The sequence below is a fragment of the Mesorhizobium sp. Ca11 genome (assembly GCF_020165275.1).
Taxonomy (GTDB): domain Bacteria; phylum Pseudomonadota; class Alphaproteobacteria; order Rhizobiales; family Rhizobiaceae; genus Mesorhizobium.
The window spans coordinates 254,839-272,989 of sequence record NZ_JAIUHU010000008.1; the positions used below are offsets into that span (position 1 = coordinate 254,839).

An 18,151-nucleotide genomic window follows, 5' to 3' on the forward strand; every position below is an offset into this window, starting at 1 on the left:
GGCGCATTTTCTCTCCCTCGCCAAAGGCGGGGGAGAGGTGACCACAGCGGCCGGAGTGCGGGCCTGCGCCAACGCTTCGTCCTCGGCTTGACTCCAGGATTCACGCCGTTACCTCCGACTTTGAGCGCGGCGGTCCGGAATTCCGTACGCGGTGCAACGCTTTAGCGCCATGGCAGGACCCTGGGTCTGAGCGCGTCGCTTCGTTCCTTGCTCCGCGCCAGGATGACGAAGGCGTAAACCTCACTCTCTTGTCCCACCATCCGCCCCGCACTGCCTCACGACAGCGTGGTGCCCGCGCCCTATCTCCATTCCCGAACCAGGGATGGAGCCAGGATTGACCTCGACGCAGACCGCGAAGCCGGAAACCCATGTCGGCGCAATGCCCGTTCTGGGACTGCTCGGCGCCATCCTGTCGGTTCAGGTCGGCGCCGCCTTTGCCAAGGGGCTGTTCCCGGTGCTGGGCTCGGAAGGCACGACCATGCTGAGGCTCGCCATCGGCGCGCTGATGCTGGCGGCGGTGCTGAGGCCCTGGAAGGTACTGCCCTCGCGGAAAACCCTGCCCTGGCTCGCCGCCTACGGCATCACGGTCTGTGCCATGAACATGCTGTTCTACGCAGCGCTCCAGCGCATTCCGCTCGGCATCTGCGTGGCGCTCGAATTCACCGGGCCGCTGTTCGTCGCTATGCTCGGTTCCCGGCGCCTGCTCGACCTCGTCTGGGTGGCGCTCGCGACAACCGGCATCGTGCTGCTCTCGCCTTTTGCCGATGCCAGAAGCGGGCTCGATCCGCTGGGGGTGGTGCTGGCGCTCGCAGCGGGCGCCTGCTGGGGGCTCTACATCATCTTCGCGCAGAAGGCCGGCGCCGCGCTCGGCGTGCGCACCTCCGCCTATGGCATGGCGATCGCCGCTGTGTTGGCGCTGCCTTTCGGCTTCAGCGCCGCTCAACCCTATCTCGCCGACCCGCACATCATGGCGGGCGCGGCCGTGGTCGGCCTGTTCTCCAGCGCGCTCCCCTTCTATCTGGAAATGCTGGTGCTGGCGCGCATGCCGGCCAAGGTCTACGGCATGCTGGTTTGCCTGGAGCCGGCGGGCGGCGCGCTGACCGGCTTCCTGTTTCTGCATGAGAAGCTCAACTTTTTGCAATGCGCGGGCGTCGCCGCCGTCATTGCCGCCGCCTTCGGCACGGCGGTCGCGGCGCGGCGGCCGGTGTCTTTGCCGGCCTGAATCCATCTTTCGGACCGGGCAATTCCCGGACAATGCGCGAAACGGCAGGCTCGGCGCCTCGCAGCGGTAATCCATCCTGAGCTGCTTCGAAACAAGGACGTGCGATGGTTTGCCGTTTCCGTGAAACGGTGAACCGCTTCGGCACCCGCAGGTGGTTAAGGGATTGGTCGGCTTTGGAAAAACACCCCCGGGGCGGCAATATCCGACCGCATCCGGTGGTTGAAATAAGACCTAAGTCCTATCACGAAATTGCAATAGGTCCGAGTGGACAAGACAAGGGTCGTGGGCCACTTCCTTATGTACGGCTGATTGGGGATGCTTATGCTGCGACATTGCCGGTGGGGTAGTTTGGCCGACGGGCTGAAGGATTGGCACGGAATGCGCGCATCGCGCGGAGGCTGCAGGCTAGTCTTGCCAGTGCTGGCTGCGTTGGCGCTTGTCGTCGCGCCTGTCAGTCTCTCCGTCGATGGTCTCGTCGTGACCAAGGCCTATGCCGACAAAGGCGGCGGTGGTCATGGCGGCAGCGGTGGTGGAAACGGAAGCGGCGGCGGCAACAGCGGGAACGGTGGCGGAAATAGCGGCGGCAACAGTGGAAACGGCAATAGCGGCGGCAACAACGGAAACAGCAATAGCGGCAGCAACAACGGCAAGAGCAATAACGGCGCGAGCAGCAGCGCGGCAGGCACCTCGGATGTCGATAGTCATGTGAACGCCGTTACCGGCGACAAGGTCGAGGCCACCAGCAGCAGCATCCAGGTCACGCACCGCAATGGAATGAAGGAGACGATCGAGAACGGTCGGTTCAGGATGGAAGACAAGTACGGACGCACCATCGTCGACCGCAGGGCCACCATGGCCGATCTCAATCGCCTGAAGAATTTGTGAGACAGAGTTTGTGGGAGTGAGGTTTTATCCGGATTAGATCTTAAGGGACCGAAGGTCAGCGCTGCAAAATCAGGTTGCCACCTTTTGCTTCGTCTCTGCGGTCCTGATCGTCTTGCGATGGAACTTGGCTACTCACCTTGCCCCCGCCTTCGTGCGGGGGTAATTTTTTGCGCCGGCAAAGCCTGTCCGTTGCGACATTGGTCAGCCATGGCGCCGGAAATGGTCCGACGGGTGGGGGCAAGGGTCGTGGGCCGCTTTCGTCGCCCCGCCGGAATGTGAATTCTCGCCGGGATCAACACACCGGTTCCGCCTCGTCTGTGCCGTGAGCGAGCTTCAGCCATGCGGAAGTGGGACCGGAACGAAGAGAAGATATGCGAAACCGCCCCTTCAGCAGGCTCGCCTGGCTCGCGCTGCGTGTGTTTAGCGCGCTGGCGCTGATCTTTGCGCCCTGGCACATCACCTTTGACGGCGCGCCGAGGATTGCCGCAGCCACCGCCGCCGGTAACGGCAATGGCGGCAACGGGGGGAACGGCGGTGGTGGAGGCGGCGGCAGCGGTAATTCGGGATCGGCTGGCGGTTCGAATTCCGGCTCCGCCGGCGGCTCGAATTCCGGCAATAGTGGCGACAACGGCAACAGCAACGGCCAGGGCGACAACGGGAACAGCAATGCCGGCGGCAGCAACCCCAATGCCGGGCCGGGCAACAACAGCGGCAAGGGCAATACCAATCCCGGCGGCAAGAATAGCTACACCAATGCCGCGACCGGCGACACGCTTTCGATTGACGGCGACAAGGTGACCGTCATTCATCGCAACGGTATGAAGGAGCAGGTCCAGAACGGCCGTTTCGAAATGACGGATGCGCAAGGCCGCACCATCATCGAACGGCAGGCGACGGAGGAGGATTTATCGCGCCTGCTGAACTTGTGAGGATTGAGAGTTGAAGAACTGGGGAATTGAAGAACTGAAGAACTGAAGAACTGAAGAGTCCTCTCTTATCCAGTTCCCCGATTCCTCAATTCTTCAATTCCCCAGTGCCTTAGTGCCTTTCCCTCGCCTCATGCATCAGCAGCGCCGCCTCGGTGCGGTTGCGCACGTTGAGCTTGGCGAGCACCCTGGTCATGTGATGCTTGACCGTCTTCTCCTGCAGCGACAGCCGGGCGGCTACCTCCTTGTTGCTCAGCCCTTCGGCGACCAGTTTCAGGATCTCGGCCTCGCGGCCGGTGAGCTGACTGAGGGGATCGGGCTTGCTGCCGGTGGGCTGCAAAAGGTCGGAGAGCAGCCTGGCCGAAAGGCTCGGCGATACGTAGCTCTGGCCGTTGGCGACATCGCGCAGGATCTCGGCCAGCGCCTTGGAGCCCACGCCTTTCAGTACATAGCCGCGCGCGCCGGCCTTCAGCGCCTGGGCGACATCGGCATTGGTCTCCGATACCGTGAGCATGACGATCTTCTGTTCGGGCATCGCTGAAAGGATACTGGCGAGCGCGTTGAGACCGCCGCCTGGCATGCTGATGTCGAGCAGGAGAATATCGGGCGCGCTGGCGCGCGCCAGCCTTTCGGCGTCCTCGGCGCTGGCGCCTTCGCCGACAAGCTCGAAGCCGCCGATTTCGCCGAGGCTGCGCGCCACGCCCTCGCGAAACAGGGGGTGGTCGTCCACTATTGCGATGCGGATGGATGTGCTCACGGTTGCTCCTCGACAGACAAGGCAATCACCAGTCTTGTTCCTTCCGGGCCGGACAGCGTCTCGAACTGCCCGCCTATGCTTTCGATGCGTTCCCTGAGACCCGCAAGCCCAAGGCCCTCGCTTCGGGCCGGGTCAAAACCGGGACCGGAATCCATCACCTCGACCAAAAGCTTGCCGCCTTTCGTCGTGGCTCTGACCTGCTGGCCCTTGCCCTTGCCATGCCGGAAGGCGTTGTTCAGGCCTTCCTGCACGAAGCGATAGACGCTTATCTTTTCCGAGGTGCCGAGTTCCGGCAAGCGCTCAGGCAAGGTTAGCAACACTTTGGTGCTGGTGCGACGCTCATGCTCGGCTACCGCCAGCCGCAAAATGTCGGCGATGGCCTGCGCCTCGATCTGCGGCAGCACCAGCCCGTTGCAGATGCCGCGTATCTCACGCATCGCTTCGCCGAGCGTCTTGTGTATGCCGGCGATCTCGGCTTCGCGCAGCGTGCTCGACGTGGCCGGGTCGACCAGCGCCGGGCTGTCCATCCTCAGCGCGGCAAGCGCCACCAGTTGCGCCGGTCCGTCATGCAGGTCGGCGCCAATGCGCCTCAGATACCGCTCGTTGATCGCTGTGGCGCGGCGCGAGGCGCGTTGAACGCGCTGGCGCAGCGACGAGTTCTGCGCCAGGGCCGTCTGCAATTCGGAAACCTTGGCCTCGAGCGCAGCCTGCTGCGTGACGATGGTGCGGCTGCCGCGGAAAACGATGCCGGAGAGCAGGGCAAGCGCCGCGGCGGTGGCGGCCGCCACCACCAACCAGGTCCACAGCAGGGCCGAGTGGAGCGATTCCTCGAAGTCGCCGGATAATTCGTAGAATTCGCTGACCGCCACGACCTCGCCGGACCACGGCTCGCGCACCGGGTTGTAGATTTCGAGCAGCGGAACGCCCATCGACCGCTCCTTGTCGTCTTCCTCGTCCTCGAGCCTGTTGTATTTGACCATCACGTTGCCGGCGAAAGCGGCGATGAGGTTGGCGTTGGGCCTGATCTGCTTGCCGATCAGGCTGGCATCCTTGGAGTAGAGGATCGTTCCGTCGCGCCGCCACAGCTTGAACGAGACCAGCCTTTTCCCGAGCGCGCCCTGGCCCAGCGTCTCGTCCAGCGCGCGCTTGACGGTGTCGTCGAGTTCCTGGCTCTTGCGCATATCGGGCAGCAAGGGTGCGATCACGCTGTCGACATAGAGCGCGGTGGTGGCGGCGGAATTGTGCAGGACCCCGTCACGGATCTGCGATGTCACCCACAGCCCGACCACGAGCATCACCGCCAGAAGGCCGATACCGCCCGCGATCACGAACTGCCAGGCCAGAGAGAGCCCGCTCCAGATTCGTGCAGGTCGTGTTAAATACCTCCCAAACATCGGCACCATTCACCCACCCGTCCGCGACAGTATAGGTGAGGGGAGGCAATTGCGACACCGACCTTGGTCCGTGCCCGTGGGGAAGGTTAATGGCAGAGCAGGTTTGGGCGCACGCCGACGGGCGGGCTTTGATTCGCAAGCGAGGAGGCTGCTTGCTCCGCCGGGCGGCAAGGCCAGCGCCATTCCTGTTGACGGAGAAGACGCGGGCCGGCTGCCACCTGAAATTACAGGTTCTTTTGCAATGCCGACACAACCACCAATCAAGCCCCGGCTCCAGACCAACGGCATATGCCCCGCGGGATATAGCGCCACACCGCTGATGCCTTGGCCTGGCGCGGTCTCTTCATCGATCGTTGTGGATGTAGACATATAGCGGCGACCTCTCGCGGGCGGCCCGGCTTGCAACCCGTCCATATCGGCGGGCGGGCCGCTCTTTCCCGACATGAACTGCGGACGTCGCGGCAAAAATTTGCCCCCAAAAGAAGTCAGGATCAAGCTGTTGATGGGTCGAACAACCGCCGCATATACAATGGGCTTCATCACGCTGTTGGCAACGCAGTATGGACGTCGGCGAAAAAAAGCGAAAAAGAAACCAGCGGTTGTCGATTTTTGAGCTCGAGGCACTGCGGGAAGCTTTCAGGCAGTCCATTCGGGAGAATGACGTCGCGGAAGCGGAATGGGCGCAACACGCCGAGCTTTTCGTCAAAAGAGCGCTTCGAGAAGACGGTCGTCTTACACGAGTTTGAGCGCTCGGGCGCCTGAAGCAATTCCAGGAAGGTCTGCGCGGTTTTCAGCCTTGGAGTTGCGGCACCGCGGCTTCCAACCGGTCGGACCATTGCGCCGGCGCATAGGACCTCAGCAACAATTGCGGGCGCAGCGGGAAACCGACACTCTATCCCTGCGCCGGCTCCCCCCAAGGAAACCCAAAGGTCGGCGCTTCAGCCCGGCTTGCCAGTCAAAGAGCCGTACTCTTTTACCGCCAAGGCAAGCCGGGCTACCCCAACCGCCGGTCCGGCACTTTCAGCTCGTTTGTCGCATCGGGAGCAGCGTTGCGCGGTGCCGCCAGCCTGGCCCCACGGGTCATTGCAATGCGCAGAGGGTCATCCGCTTTCGCGGAACGAAAAGGGGAGTCGGCGCGTTTTCCGCCGCGATGTCGAGGACTCCTCACCATCACAAGGCCGAAAGCCCTTTTCAGGCTTCCGAGGCGGAGCGCCTGGCGCGTGCGCAAAAGAATGCCAGGCTGAAGGATCTTCGCACCCACGCTTCATGGCTCGTGCTCGATCCGCAGGCTCACTTCCAGGAGGTGATCGACTGTTCGGCATTGCTCGGCGACCTGCCGATCCGAAAGATCGCCGGCGACGGTTAGGAATTCCGTGCCTTTCAGGCTTCAGGCGGGCTGTAGCCGGGCGGCGTCCTGTCGGGATATCTCGATCAGTCGCGCGATCGCCAATGGCGCCATCAGCGCAAAGAATGCCGTGACATCGAGGAGGATCGACCGCGCCAGATCGAACCCGCTGTGGTCGTAGCAAACTGCGAATTGCATCACGCCTGACCCTTTTGACCCTGCACACTGCGCATGTGGTTTCGCGCGCGCCAAAAGCATGGCCCTGATTTACAACAAATACAAGATGTCGCTAATCTAAAGATGGCCGCGCCAGGCCAATGCAATCGATGCCGTCTGGTCAGGCCCCGAAGCATTCAGACTGGCTTTGGCCAGAACAGCCAAGTGAGAGCCAGCGCCGCCAGTACCCAGAGCGCGATCATGAAGGCGAGCCCGGCCTTGCTCACCGGCTTCTCGCGTCGCACCGCCTCTTCGCGGAATTCCTGCATCAGATCGGCCGGGACCAGCCTGACCGCGAGCATGATGCCGACGGGCACGATCACCAAGTCGTCCAGGTAGCCGATGATGGGGATGAAGTCCGGGATAAGATCAACGGGGCTCAGAGCATAGGCAGCGACGGCGCCCGCGGTGGCTTTTGCATACCAGGGGACACGCGGATCGCGGGCCGCAATCCACAGCGCCACCACATCGCGCTTGATCCCTCGCGCCCATTGCTTTGCCGAGTCGAAAGCCGACATGCGCCTATTCTATAGCTGTGCGGGTCTTGAGGCCATTCAGCGATGGCCGGCTCGGCCCCTCAGGCGCAATCCTTCAGTTCGACAACCTCGACGCCGAGGCGGAAGGCCTGGCCATCGGCATAGGAGCGCGCATATTGCTCGGCTTCGAATGGAAAGATGAGCGTTGTGCCGTAGGCGGTGACGCGCACCGTCCACTTCTGGCCCCTGACGAGTTCAACGCCGTGAAGCTTCGCCGTAACCATCTCACCCTCCTCAGATCCGGCACTTCAGCGACATCCGCATAACGTCGCGAAAGTCATTTGAATACAAATAATCCGACTCAATCGTGTCGTTACGGTGTCGCTTCCGACATTGGGTCGTTTGCGTCCGTGAAATGGTTCACCGACAGCAGCGCTTTTTTGCAGGCGCGACCGGGCGGCATGGCCTGCTCGGAACCGCGAAGGCCCCAGGCGGATTAGAGTCCTGGTTCGCAAGGAGACCGCCATGATCCGCAAGCTGAAATCCGGCGAATACCGGCTCTATTCGCGCAAAGTCGATCCCAGAACCGGCAAGCGCCGCAACCTGGGCACCTTCAAGTCCCGCGAAGCGGCAGAAAAGCACGAACGCGAGGTGCAGTATTTCAAGCGTCACTAAGTTAGTCCACCGCTTCACGGCGAGGAGGATCGCGCCTCAGCCACCGGTTTTACCCGTGTGGTCTCGGCGGGGTGCGCGGGCGAGGGTGGCCGGGCACGTTCGAGCCGATATGGTCGAGGTCGCAACGCCTCGTCACCATTTCGACCGAGTTGGTGTCGACCGTCACGCGTCCCAGCACCTGCACGGTCGTGCGTCCGAGATCCTCGTCGACATGCACGACGTCGCCTTCGAGTCTGAGCTTGTCGCCTGGCTTGGCATTGGGCTCGGCCATCGAATAATTATGACCATCGCCGTCGAGCTTCAGCATCACGCGGTCCTTGATGCGCTCGATCACGGTGGCGATGACAGCCACCCGGTCGCCTATCTCCACTGCGGGCCGTGTCATTGCGGCCTCCTTTCGCGCGGTCTCTGGCCGCCGGAGCCGCCTGGCCCCACGGTAGGTGGCGGCAGCCGCTAAAATAAACGGCAAACCAAGCATTTGGTTGCCGCGGGGCTGCCGCTTGCCGCAGCCGGTTGATCACATGAAATCGGGATTTCGCGGCAGAGACTGCCCCGCGGGCCAAGGACCTGCTGCGTCGGCGAGCATCTGCCAGCGGGCACGCTGGGCTGGGCGGCGAGTCCAGCCCTGCCGCGGGCTAGCCTCGAGAGTTCGAGGCGTATTGTCTGTTGGCAGTATCCTACCCTGGGGGATAGGATATTGCGATGACGATACACAGCTCCCATCCCGATATCATCGCCCGGCTCAAGCGAGCGCATGGCCATCTCGCTGCCGTGCTCACCATGTTCGAGCAGGGCCGGTCCTGCCTTGATCTCGCGCAACAGCTCCATGCCGTCGAAAGCGCGGTCGGCAATGCCAAGCGCGAGCTGATCCACGACCATATGGAGCATTGCCTTGTCGAAGGCGGCGAACCGAGCAGGGACACGCTCAAAGAGCTGAAGCAGCTCACCAAATATCTGTGAGGCGGCGATGTGGGAAAAAGCGCTCGACTGGTTCGGCTTCGGTGCGCACGGACATCATGGCGGCCACGGCCACGACCACCATGGGCCGCATGGCCATACTCATGGCGTGATCGACGCGACCATCGCCACCACAGACCGCGGCATCTGGGCGATCAAGTGGTCGTTCGTGATCCTCGCGGTCACGGCCGCGCTGCAGATCGTCGTCGTGATGCTCTCGGGCAGCGTGGCCCTGCTTGCCGACACCATCCACAACGTCGCCGACGCGACCACCGCCATCCCGCTTTGGATCGCTTTTGTGCTCGTGCGCCGCAAACCGACCAGGACCTTCACCTACGGCCTCGGCCGGGTCGAGGATCTCGCTGGCGTCATCATCGTGCTCATCATCCTGGCCAGCGCGCTGGTGGCCGGATACGAGGCGATCAATCGCCTGTTCAACCCGCAGCCGGTGCATTTCCTTGGCTGGTTGGCCGTCGCCGGCATCATCGGTTTCCTCGGCAATGAAGCGGTGGCGGTTTTTCGCATCCGCGTCGGTCGCCAGATCAACAGCGCGGCGCTGGTTGCCGACGGCTATCACGCCCGCACCGACGGCCTCACCAGCCTTGCCGTCGTTGCCGGCGCGGCCGGCGTCTGGCTCGGTCTTCCGCTCGCCGATCCAATCATCGGCCTGCTCATCACCGTCGCCATCTTCGGTATCGTCTGGCAATCGGCGCGCTCGGTGCTGACCCGCATGCTGGACGGCGTCGAGCCCGGCCTCGTTGACGAGATTCACCACGCCGCCGATCATGTCGCCGGGATCGAAAAGGTGGCCGACGTCAAGGCCCGTTGGCTCGGCCACAAGCTGCATGTCGATGTTACGATCGCGGTCAATGACGGCCTTTTGCTTGCCGCCGCGAACAACATCGCCGTATCGCTCAAAGCCGAGCTCTTCGCGCACATCCCGGCACTCGACGTCGCCACGGTGCGCTTTGCCGAGCTGGAGACGGAAGCCGGCCACCATCATGCGCCGGATCCGTTCCTTGTCGACGGCAAGCTAGCCAGCGGGCTGCTCGAAATCGTCGACACGCCGCAGGGCGAGCGCATGCGGCTGCGCCTGTCGCGTCACGCCGAGGGCCTGCGGGCGAACGTCGCTATTGAAAGGGCGGACGGTGCGGTCGAAAGCCTGCCGCTGTCTCCGGTCGGCGGCGACCATCATTATTTGCAGAGCCTGATCGGACCTGCCGAACCGCACGAATTCAGCGCCAGGCTGCAATTGGCGGCCGGTCCCGACACCGAAGATTTGCCCTTCGCCATGGCCGAACCGAAAGGTCACCATCATGAGCGCGCGCATGGATGATGTGACGACGAAGGCTTCGGAAAGGGCATGGCTGGTGGTGGGAATTCGATAAGCCGGATAAAAGACGATCATTGCCCGAGCTCAACGCGATCGGCCAGGCGACGCCGGAGGGAAAGCGGATGGCTGCTATTGTACTCTTTCACTCGGCGCTGGGCCTTCGGGCGGTGGAGCATCAAGCTGCTGAGCGCATGCGAAGCGCGGGGTACGATGTTGTGATGCCGGACCTCTACGCAGGGCTGACTGCGGCATCGGTCGACGACGGGCTTGACTTGATGAGCAATGTTGGGTGGGAAACCATCTGCGACCGCGCCAGGGTGGCGCTCCTCCAGACTTCTCCAAACGCAGTGCTCGCGGGCCATTCCATGGGAGCTGGCGTGATCAGTGCCGTTTGGTCAGAACGAGTCGCTGCCGCCGGCATTGTGCTGCTGCATGGCCTTGCTGATATTCCCAGCAATGTTCGCCGACACATCCCGGTCGCGGTCCACGTCGCCGACCCAGATGCCTTTGCTCAGCCAGAACAAGTTGCCGACTGGTCGGCGTCGGCGAAGCGCTGCCACGTCAGGGCAGAAATTTTCACCTATCCGGGGATCGGCCATTTCTACACCGATCAAGCGCTGCCGGATTACGATGCGTCCGCAGCCGAGCTGACATGGTTGCGCATTCAGGCTTTCCTGAAAACGATCGCACGCAAGACCGGGAGCGGTTCGGTGATTCCGTGAAACGCTGAACCGTTCTAAGCAGCGCCGGCTCGCGGAGCGGGTGAACGGAAAATCGAGCATGCGGCGGCGCCGAGCGCCGCCACCATGGCGAGGATCACCGCAAGGCTCGGCAAGTGGAAGAAGATGTCGCGCCATCTGGGCTCGACGACCGCGCCGGTGCTGAAGGCCTCGCCGCTGTACTGGCACAGGATCCACGACGCGCCGCTGCGCACCATCTCGGCATCGATGTCCGAGATCAGCGCCTTCGCGTTGCGTTCGGTAGAGGGCATCGTGGCCATATAGGTGAGCAGCGCCTTGGCGGCGGCGAGATAGGCGTGGCTGCATTCGTTGAACGGGCTTTCCTCGTCGCCGAGGCTGCCCGGCATCAAGCCCCAGAGGCAATAGGTGAATTGCAGATTGCCGTGATTGTAGAGCCGCCGGAAGGTCGGGTCGGTCGCGGTCTGGCGCTGGGCGAAGTCGAGGATCTTGCCGCGATAGCGCGCGATGACGGCCATCTGGCCGTGGGTCAGGCTGGGGATCTGGATGCCGGGAGGAGGCGGGGCCGAGGATCCGCCATGCGCCTGCGCGGATGTGGCGGCCAGAAATGCGAGCAGCGCCGCAACCGAGCAATTCCAGGAAAAGTGTGCGGCGGTTTTCCGTCCGGAATTGCGAGAAAACGAAAGACCAAAGTGGCTCTGCGGTCGTACCGACCGTTGAGCCGCTTTGTTCGCCAGGGCGCAGAACCGTGGCGGCCAACGCATCGGATTTCAGGCGTAGCGGCGTGCCGGGCTGCGCTGGTCGCGCACCGCGACCACGCGTTCGGCAACCGCGCCGAAGCCGAGCCCGACGACGGTCCACAGCACCAGCTGGATGCCGAGCGAGGCGACGCGGAATTGCCACAGCACGGTCGCCGAGAAGTTCTCCGGCACTTCGTTGATGTCGGGCAGCGCCGCCTTCACCAGCGCGAAGACGACGAGGAAGGCGAGGCCCGCGACGATCGAGGCGTTCCAGGCGCCGAGCCGGTTCCACAGCCGCTGCGCCAGGCCGACCGCCGCCACCATCGCCGCGATCGAGACGACAATCATGATGAAGAACAGCTCGGTGCGGTAGCCGATCGTTTCGGCATTGCCGACTGCGGGCGGGCTGGCCGGGTATTTGAGGCCGGGGACCACGATCACGGCCAGGAAGCCGAGTGCCGCGATCAGCGCCGAGGTGCCGCGCGGTCCGAGCGAGCCCAGCCGGCCATAGGCATAGGCGAAGACCAGCGAGAACAGCCCGCCAAGCGCAGCGCCATAGATCAGCACGCCGGTTGCCAGGCCGATGCCGGCTTGCGTGGCGCGGCTGACCATCTCGGGCTCCGGCGGCCCGCCGGCGGCGTGGGCCTGCTGTTCCTCGAAGGCGATCGCCTTGTCGACCTGCGGCTCGCCATAGACGCGGGCGAAGGCGAACGCCAGAATCCCGGCGACCAGCCCGACAAGCATGCCGCGCAGCAAAAGTTTTCCAACCATGTCACCAATCCCTCCAAGCAATTCCAGGAAAAGTGCGTAGCGGTTTTCCGTCCGGAATTGCGTTAAGCCAACCAAGCAATTCCGGGAAAAGTGCGTAGCGGTCTTCCGCCCGGAATTGCGTTAAGCCAACCAAGCAATTCCAGGAAAAGTGCGCAGCGGTTTTCCGTCCGGAATTGCGTTGGATCAGAATCGAAAGCGGGTTCAGCGATGCTGAACCGCTTTAGTGGCAGGGGAAGCCGAGCAGATGGCGGCCGTCATGCACGAATTCGTGCACATAGGTGCCGCGGATCAGCGAGGTCGCGCCTTCTTCCGCGCCGACGAAATAGATCGCCAGCATCAAAAGCAGCCCGCCGAGGATGGCCCAGGGCAGAAGCTCGCGGACCGGAATCGCAACCGGGCCGTAGCTGGGGGCGAAGGTGGTGTCGGACATATTGACCTCCCTTGGGATACTGCGTCCCGTTGATCGAGTGCTGCGGAATAAGGCCTGACTTTCGGCTGGTGCCGATCACAGTGGCGCGACCGTGCCGGACTCGCACCGGCTTCCAATCCCGTATAGCACTAAGACACTTGTCAGCACTTCGTTCGCCTGTCAACGACATGTAATGGCGGCACGGCTTCGTGAGGCCTGTTTTTCGCTGGGCCACGGAGTTTTTCATGCTTGTCCGCCTGACGATGATCGCAAGCGGAGCGACGGCCGGCATGCGCAAGGGCCGCTTTCCGAACGATGAGCCGCCGGAGCCGCGCGCCCTCGATCGCGCCGGCGCGCTGGCCGCTTCGCTGCGTCGCGCCGACCGTGTCTGGACAAGCCCGGCGCTGGCCGCGCGGCGGACGGCGGAGGCGCTCGGCCTTGATGCGACGGTCGAGCCGCTGCTTGCCGAGCAGGATTTCGCGCGCTGGGCCGGCAAAGGTTTCGAAGAGGTGCAGGCCGAGGATCCCGAAGGTATGGCGGCCTGGTTCGCCGGTACAGACGCGGCGCCCCATGGCGGTGAATCGCTCGCCGACGTCGCCCGGCGGGGCGCTGCGCTGATGGAGCGGCTGGCCGGCGAAAGCGGTCACACCGTCGCGGTGACGCATGCCATGCCGATCCGCGCCGCCATGGCGCATGTGCTCGGCGCACCGCTTTCCTCGGTCTGGAAGATCGACATCGAGCCGCTGTCGCTCACCGAGTTCCGCTGTGATGGCCGCCGCTGGGTGCTGCGCGCGAGCGGCGTCACTGTCGCCGGCTGAACGCCCATGCGTGAACGCTCCATCCGTGAACCCGGCCGGCATATCAAGCCGGCACACCACTGTTTCAGCAATCGCTAACGGAACGGAAACGCCTCGCTGCTATAGTGCGGCCCCGTGGCGAGGAGAGCCTTGCCTGAGGAGCCCGCCGGATATGGCCGATTATCCCGAGACCGAACGTCGTCTTCATGCGCGCGAATTCGTGCTCAAGGAAGCCACGATCATCGCCGCCGGCGTCAGGATCGGCTGCTCGGTCAGAAATCAGCACGAGCAGGGCGCGGAATTGCGCGTCGGTGCCAATGTGGAGATCCCGGACCGCTTTCTGCTCGAGGTCCCGGCCGACGATACGGCCTATCGCGCTTTGGTGCGGTGGCGGCGCAACGACCGCGTCGGCGTGGCGCTCTACAGCAACGCGCCGAAGGACTGATGCTCAAAGATAGCGGCGCACGCCCGCCCTGTAGGCGCGGTAGGGTTCGCCGAACTTGCGTTCCAGATAGGCCTCCTCGCGCAGCACCACGCCGTAATGCAGGATGGGGAAGCTCGCGATGGTCGCGATGACGGCCCACCAACTGTCAAAGAGCAGCCCGATCCCGAGAAGCAGTCCCATCAGGCCGACATAAAGCGGATTGCGGGTGAAGCCGAACGGGCCGCCGGTGATGATCGCGGTGGTCGGCAGCGTCGGGTTCACATTGGTGCCGCCGCGCAACATCGTCGAGCGTCCCCAGGCGATGATCGCAACCGCCAGTGCTGCCAGCACTATGCCGAGCACGATGGTCAGCGGGCGGCCGCCGATCGCCAGCGGCCACACATAGCGCAGGGCCAGCATCGCGATCAGCGCCACGAGAAAGAGCAGCGGCGGAAACACCGCCACGCCCGGATTGTCCGCTTTGTCATCCATAGCCATCTTCATCGACCAGGCGCCATTGCCGCCACTATGCACGGACGCGCATCGTCCAGCAATTCGTGACTTGATCCTGCCTAGGCGATGTGCAGCCCGGCATATCGGGAACACAGCCGTGGCGCGCGCGTTCACTGTCGCCGATCGACAGGGATTGTGCGGATGAGCAAGACAGCCGTTTGGGTGGCGCTGATCGCCATCGTTCTCGTGGGCCTCTATTTGTTGCAGGCTAACGGCATGATCAGATTCTGATCAGGGCGGCGCGTCACCGTTAGCGGGCTCAACAGCAGCGACTCCCTCCGCACCCGCTGGCTGCCTTCTGTTCTTCCAACCAGCGGTCGCGCGGCTTGCAGCTTGACGGCCGTGGCGACAGCTCGACCTCAACCGTCCCGCCAACAAGGCTCGGCTGGGCTGCCCGGTGCAATTCCATCGGGCGAACGCCGTCGCTGACCTCGAAGGTCAGCTTCGCCGCCTGATCGAGAGAGACATGGTCCGAAACCTTGCGGATGATCGCGGCGAATTTGCCGGCTGGCATATGGACCGGTCCGCCTTCGTCCACGTCCCACAGCTGGACGAATATCTCCGACCATGATTCCGGATTTGCTTCGCAATCCAGCGCCGCGAACTGTCCAGCCTTCACCTCGGTGACATGGTACCCTGGCTTTACCGGCCGCCCGCCGTAGCGGAAAACCAGCGGCTTGTCCTTGTAATCGGCCAGCGCCACCAGCAGTTCGCCGATGGTCAGGTCGGAGGGGTCCATAGGAGCGATGTTTTTCAGATTGTCAGAAGAGAGCATGTCGGCTATTCCTCATTTCAATATTTCAAGGATTGTTGAAACGTGGATGAACGTCAAGCCCTGACCGCCTTTGGCGCGCTGTCGCAGGAAACACGGCTGCGCCTGCTGCGGCTGCTGGTCGTTGCCGGCCCGGAAGGCATTGCCGCCGGCTCGCTCGCCGAGCAGGTCGAGGTCTCGCCGTCCAATGTCAGCTTCCACCTCAAGGAACTTGAGCGCGCCGGTCTCGTGACCGCGCGGCGCGATGCCCGCTCGATCGTCTACAGCGCCGAGTTCGACGCGCTGTCCGGATTGATCCGCTTCCTGATGGAGGACTGCTGCTCGGGCCGGCCGGAAATCTGCGCGTCGGCGCTTGCGGCATCTTGCTGCCAGCCGGGCGAGGAGAGCCGGCAATGACCGTAACGCCCGCTATCCGACTCCCATTGTCCAGTCCAGGGTCGACCGATGAACACTTTCGATCTGCCGCGCCGGTTTGCGGCTGAAGCCCTCGGCACCGGTCTGCTGGTGGCGACCGTCGTCGGTTCCGGCATCATGGCCGAGACGCTGACGCATGACACCGCGCTGGCGCTGCTTGGCAACACGCTAGCAACCGGCGCCATGCTGGTGGTGTTGATCACCGTGCTCGGGCCGATCTCCGGCGCGCATCTCAATCCGGCCGTTTCGCTGGTGTTTTGTCTCAACCGGTCGCTGCCTGCTCGCGATCTCCCTGCCTATCTGTTCGCGCAGGTCGTCGGTGGAATCGCCGGCACGATCGCCGCGCATCTCATGTTTGCCCTACCGGCGCTGGAGGTCGCGACGAAACTGCGTACCGGGCCGGCGCAATGGTTCTCGGAAGTGGTCGCGACATTCGGCCTTGTCGCCGTCATTCTCGCTGGCCTCCGCTTCGAGCGGCGGGCCGTGCCGTGGCTGGTCGGGCTCTATATCACGGCGGCCTATTGGTTTACCGCTTCGACGTCCTTCGCCAATCCGGCCGTCGCGCTCGCGCGTTCGCTCACCAACACTTTTTCCGGCATCAGGCCGCTCGATCTGCCCGGCTTCGTCGTCGCCGAATTGCTCGGCGCCCTGATCGCGCTCGCGTTGATGGGCTGGCTGCTGCGGCCCGCGGCCATTCCGCAACCCTTGAAAGCAGAGCCATGACGGTCACGATCTATCACAACCCCGACTGCGGCACCTCCCGCAACACGCTCGCCATGATCCGCGCCAGCGGCGAAGACCCTGTCGTGATCGAATACCTCAAGACGCCGCCGGGCCGCGAAAGGCTGCTCGAACTGATCGCCGCGATGGGGATTTCTGCGCGCGAGTTGTTGCGGGAGAAGGGCACGCCTTACGCCGAACTCGGCCTCGCCGATCCGAAATGGAGCGACGATGAGCTGATCGATTTCATGCTCGCCCATCCGATCCTTATCAACCGGCCCATCGTCGAGACGCCGAAAGGGACAAAACTGTGCAGGCCGTCGGAAGCGGTGCTGCCGCTGCTCGACAATCCGGTGCGGGAGTTCGTCAAGGAGGATGGCGAGAAGGTCGCCTATCCGCCAGGGCAAGCCTGATTGGAAGCCACCGCGCCCATCGCACACAACCGCCGCGTCCTCGTTACGGCTCTTGGCATCACGCAGATTCTCGCCTGGGGATCATCCTACTACCTGCCCGCGGTGCTTGCCGCGCCGATTGCTAGAGATACCGGTTGGTCGTTCGCCTCGGTCGTTGCCGGGCTATCCTGCGGGCTCCTGCTTGCCGGGCTGGTGTCCCCCGTCACCGGGCGGCTGATCCAGCGCCACGGTGGGCGGCCGGTGCTTGCCGCCAGCTCGTTGCTGCTGGCTGCTGCGCATTTGCTGTTGGCGACGGCGACCGACTATCCTCTTTATCTGGCTGCATGGCTGCTCATGGGCTTGGGCATGTCGAGCGGCCTCTACGATGCCGGCTTCGCCACACTCGGCCGCCTCTATGGACAGAGCGCGCGCGGCGCCATCACCAACCTGACGTTTTTCGGCGGCTTTGCCAGCACCATTTGCTGGCCGATCAGCGCCTTCCTTGTCGAGCATGGCGGCTGGCGCACCGCCTGCCTTGCCTATGCCGCGATCCATTTGGCAATCTGCTTGCCGCTCCATCTGTGGATAATACCGTCGCCTCCGGCCGCCGCGCCTGTGCCGGTCAAAGACAGGTCGAAAGAGGCATCGGCCACCGGCAGAGCGCGGGCGCGCTTCATTCTGCTGGCCTCCATTCAGACCTTGGCCGCACTGGTCGCGTCCATGCTCTCCGTCCATCTGCTGACGCTGCTGCAATTGCGCGGCGCGAGCCTGGCAGCCGCCGTCGGACTTGGCGCGCTGGTCGGCCCTTCACAAGTCGGCGCTAGGGTGGCGGAGCTGCTGATCGGCCGCAACCGGCACCATCCGATCTGGACGATGCTGACATCCGTAACGCTGCTTGCCGCCGGAATCTGGCTGCTGCTGACGAGCCAGACTTTTGTTGCTCTCGCCTTGATCCTTTATGGCGCGGGTAACGGCATCCATACGATCGCGCGCGGCGCGCTGCCGCTGGTGCTGTTCGACCCGCAGCAATACGCGGTGCTGATGGGCAAGCTCGCGACGCCCAGCCTTATCGTCCAGGCGGCGGCTCCGTCTGTTGGAGCGCTGCTTCTTGGCACGGGCGGCGCCAATCTTGTCCTGGCCACGCTGGCGCTCGCGGCAACGCTCAACGCGGGGCTGTGTATTTGCCTGCTTGCGAGCATGCGCCGCTGATCCTTGAAGCGGTTCATCGCCCCACGAAATCGCCGAGCTGTCCCGGGCTTTCTCGCCGCTCCAGAGGGAACCCGCCACACATTTTTGACGCGACGGCAATCCACGT

26 protein-coding genes and 1 riboswitch are annotated in these 18,151 nt (G+C 63.6%); of the genes, 14 read left to right on the plus strand and 12 right to left on the minus strand.

The genetic code is table 11. The features are described from left to right. The first annotated feature begins 334 nt into the window (after positions 1-334). The 3 genes from LB538_RS16975 (at position 335) to LB538_RS16985 (ending at position 3,036) form a co-directional block, all read left to right on the plus strand. Complete coding sequence (locus LB538_RS16975) at positions 335-1,222, plus strand: EamA family transporter (RefSeq protein WP_224524749.1); 888 nt, start codon at positions 335-337, stop codon at positions 1,220-1,222. 417 nt (positions 1,223-1,639) lie between these two features. Then, positions 1,640-2,107: a hypothetical protein gene (locus LB538_RS16980; RefSeq protein WP_318011875.1), complete on the plus strand. Its 468-nt coding sequence runs from the start codon at positions 1,640-1,642 to the stop codon at positions 2,105-2,107. Between the two features lie 371 nt (positions 2,108-2,478). Further along, positions 2,479-3,036: a hypothetical protein gene (locus LB538_RS16985; protein WP_224524747.1), complete on the plus strand. Its 558-nt coding sequence runs from the start codon at positions 2,479-2,481 to the stop codon at positions 3,034-3,036. A gap of 109 nt (positions 3,037-3,145) precedes the next feature. On the opposite strand, the gene LB538_RS16990 is transcribed toward LB538_RS16985, so the two are convergent. The 3 genes from LB538_RS16990 to LB538_RS17000 all read right to left on the minus strand — a co-directional run bounded on the left by LB538_RS16990 (position 3,146) and on the right by LB538_RS17000 (position 6,020). Next, the gene (locus LB538_RS16990) at positions 3,146-3,790 is read right to left on the minus strand and encodes a response regulator (RefSeq protein WP_224524745.1); all 645 of its coding nucleotides are present in this window, start codon (positions 3,788-3,790) and stop codon (positions 3,146-3,148) included. After that, on the minus strand, positions 3,787-5,184 hold the full coding sequence (locus LB538_RS16995; RefSeq protein WP_140847000.1) for a sensor histidine kinase: 1,398 nt from the start codon (positions 5,182-5,184) through the stop codon (positions 3,787-3,789). The genes LB538_RS16990 and LB538_RS16995 overlap by 4 nt, the downstream gene beginning before the upstream one ends. Before the next feature lie 539 nt (positions 5,185-5,723). Continuing rightward, positions 5,724-6,020: a hypothetical protein gene (locus LB538_RS17000; protein WP_224524743.1), complete on the minus strand. Its 297-nt coding sequence runs from the start codon at positions 6,018-6,020 to the stop codon at positions 5,724-5,726. A 314-nt stretch (positions 6,021-6,334) separates the two neighbouring features. Between LB538_RS17000 and LB538_RS17005 the strand changes: the two genes are divergently transcribed. Then, positions 6,335-6,550, plus strand: coding sequence for a hypothetical protein (locus LB538_RS17005; protein WP_224524740.1), 216 nt, complete (start codon positions 6,335-6,337; stop codon positions 6,548-6,550). A gap of 21 nt (positions 6,551-6,571) precedes the next feature. Here LB538_RS17005 and LB538_RS17010 read toward each other — a convergent pair whose 3' ends face one another. The 3 genes from LB538_RS17010 to LB538_RS17020 form a co-directional block, all read right to left on the minus strand. Next, positions 6,572-6,727 carry a hypothetical protein gene (locus LB538_RS17010; RefSeq protein WP_181170782.1) on the minus strand — a complete coding sequence of 52 codons (156 nt, stop codon included), beginning with the start codon at positions 6,725-6,727 and terminating at the stop codon, positions 6,572-6,574. A 155-nt stretch (positions 6,728-6,882) separates the two neighbouring features. Then, positions 6,883-7,263 carry a YkvA family protein gene (locus LB538_RS17015; protein WP_224524736.1) on the minus strand — a complete coding sequence of 127 codons (381 nt, stop codon included), beginning with the start codon at positions 7,261-7,263 and terminating at the stop codon, positions 6,883-6,885. A gap of 59 nt (positions 7,264-7,322) precedes the next feature. Further along, complete coding sequence (locus tag LB538_RS17020; RefSeq protein ID WP_036258067.1) at positions 7,323-7,505, minus strand: hypothetical protein; 183 nt, start codon at positions 7,503-7,505, stop codon at positions 7,323-7,325. A gap of 241 nt (positions 7,506-7,746) precedes the next feature. Here LB538_RS17020 and LB538_RS17025 point away from each other — a divergent pair, with 241 nt between their 5' ends. Beyond that, entirely contained in the window at positions 7,747-7,896 is a 150-nt protein-coding gene (locus tag LB538_RS17025; RefSeq protein WP_095770090.1) for a hypothetical protein, read from the plus strand. Between the two features lie 49 nt (positions 7,897-7,945). On the opposite strand, the gene LB538_RS17030 is transcribed toward LB538_RS17025, so the two are convergent. Continuing rightward, the gene (locus LB538_RS17030) at positions 7,946-8,281 is read right to left on the minus strand and encodes a hypothetical protein (RefSeq protein WP_140846805.1); all 336 of its coding nucleotides are present in this window, start codon (positions 8,279-8,281) and stop codon (positions 7,946-7,948) included. A gap of 317 nt (positions 8,282-8,598) precedes the next feature. Here LB538_RS17030 and LB538_RS17035 point away from each other — a divergent pair, with 317 nt between their 5' ends. The 3 genes from LB538_RS17035 (at position 8,599) to LB538_RS17045 (ending at position 10,908) form a co-directional block, all read left to right on the plus strand. Then, positions 8,599-8,856, plus strand: a complete 258-nt coding sequence (locus LB538_RS17035; protein ID WP_224524733.1) for a metal-sensing transcriptional repressor — start codon at positions 8,599-8,601, stop codon at positions 8,854-8,856. A gap of 7 nt (positions 8,857-8,863) precedes the next feature. Beyond that, entirely contained in the window at positions 8,864-10,189 is a 1,326-nt protein-coding gene (locus LB538_RS17040; RefSeq protein ID WP_224524730.1) for a cation diffusion facilitator family transporter, read from the plus strand. Between the two features lie 71 nt (positions 10,190-10,260). Further along, positions 10,261-10,908, plus strand: coding sequence for a dienelactone hydrolase family protein (locus LB538_RS17045; RefSeq protein WP_224524727.1), 648 nt, complete (start codon positions 10,261-10,263; stop codon positions 10,906-10,908). A gap of 14 nt (positions 10,909-10,922) precedes the next feature. Here LB538_RS17045 and LB538_RS17050 read toward each other — a convergent pair whose 3' ends face one another. The 3 genes from LB538_RS17050 to LB538_RS17060 all read right to left on the minus strand — a co-directional run bounded on the left by LB538_RS17050 (position 10,923) and on the right by LB538_RS17060 (position 12,825). Next, positions 10,923-11,402 carry a hypothetical protein gene (locus LB538_RS17050; RefSeq protein WP_224524725.1) on the minus strand — a complete coding sequence of 160 codons (480 nt, stop codon included), beginning with the start codon at positions 11,400-11,402 and terminating at the stop codon, positions 10,923-10,925. A 252-nt stretch (positions 11,403-11,654) separates the two neighbouring features. Next, positions 11,655-12,395 (minus strand): CbtA family protein, encoded by a 741-nt coding sequence (locus tag LB538_RS17055; protein ID WP_224524724.1) that lies wholly within the window; start codon positions 12,393-12,395, stop codon positions 11,655-11,657. Positions 12,396-12,615: 220 nt separating this feature from the next. Continuing rightward, on the minus strand, positions 12,616-12,825 hold the full coding sequence (locus LB538_RS17060; protein ID WP_095770085.1) for a CbtB domain-containing protein: 210 nt from the start codon (positions 12,823-12,825) through the stop codon (positions 12,616-12,618). Then, positions 12,817-12,968: riboswitch (adenosylcobalamin (AdoCbl) riboswitch) on the minus strand. Its footprint overlaps the gene before it by 9 nt. 81 nt (positions 12,969-13,049) lie before the next feature. On the opposite strand from LB538_RS17060, the gene LB538_RS17065 reads away from it, so the two are divergent. Both LB538_RS17065 and LB538_RS17070 read left to right on the plus strand, forming a co-directional pair. Beyond that, on the plus strand, positions 13,050-13,622 hold the full coding sequence (locus LB538_RS17065; protein ID WP_224524722.1) for a histidine phosphatase family protein: 573 nt from the start codon (positions 13,050-13,052) through the stop codon (positions 13,620-13,622). Between the two features lie 151 nt (positions 13,623-13,773). Beyond that, positions 13,774-14,046 (plus strand): PilZ domain-containing protein, encoded by a 273-nt coding sequence (locus tag LB538_RS17070; protein ID WP_224524721.1) that lies wholly within the window; start codon positions 13,774-13,776, stop codon positions 14,044-14,046. Between the two features lie 3 nt (positions 14,047-14,049). Here the strand turns inward: LB538_RS17070 and LB538_RS17075 are convergent, their stop codons facing one another. Further along, positions 14,050-14,517, minus strand: coding sequence for a methyltransferase family protein (locus LB538_RS17075; RefSeq protein ID WP_224524720.1), 468 nt, complete (start codon positions 14,515-14,517; stop codon positions 14,050-14,052). Positions 14,518-14,797: 280 nt separating this feature from the next. Further along, positions 14,798-15,313, minus strand: coding sequence for a DUF6428 family protein (locus tag LB538_RS17080; protein WP_224524719.1), 516 nt, complete (start codon positions 15,311-15,313; stop codon positions 14,798-14,800). 42 nt (positions 15,314-15,355) lie between these two features. Between LB538_RS17080 and LB538_RS17085 the strand changes: the two genes are divergently transcribed. Genes LB538_RS17085 through LB538_RS17100 form a run of 4 tightly spaced genes read left to right on the plus strand, consistent with a single transcriptional unit; the run spans position 15,356 to position 18,045 of the window. Further along, positions 15,356-15,706, plus strand: coding sequence for an ArsR/SmtB family transcription factor (locus LB538_RS17085; RefSeq protein WP_224524718.1), 351 nt, complete (start codon positions 15,356-15,358; stop codon positions 15,704-15,706). 48 nt (positions 15,707-15,754) lie between these two features. Continuing rightward, a complete protein-coding gene (locus LB538_RS17090; RefSeq protein WP_224524716.1) occupies positions 15,755-16,447 on the plus strand; it encodes an MIP/aquaporin family protein in 693 nt (230 codons plus the stop codon). After that, complete coding sequence (gene arsC, locus LB538_RS17095) at positions 16,444-16,857, plus strand: arsenate reductase (glutaredoxin) (RefSeq protein ID WP_140544977.1); 414 nt, start codon at positions 16,444-16,446, stop codon at positions 16,855-16,857. The genes LB538_RS17090 and arsC overlap by 4 nt, the downstream gene beginning before the upstream one ends. Then, positions 16,858-18,045, plus strand: coding sequence for an MFS transporter (locus tag LB538_RS17100; protein ID WP_224524713.1), 1,188 nt, complete (start codon positions 16,858-16,860; stop codon positions 18,043-18,045). The last annotated feature ends 106 nt before the right edge of the window (positions 18,046-18,151 follow it).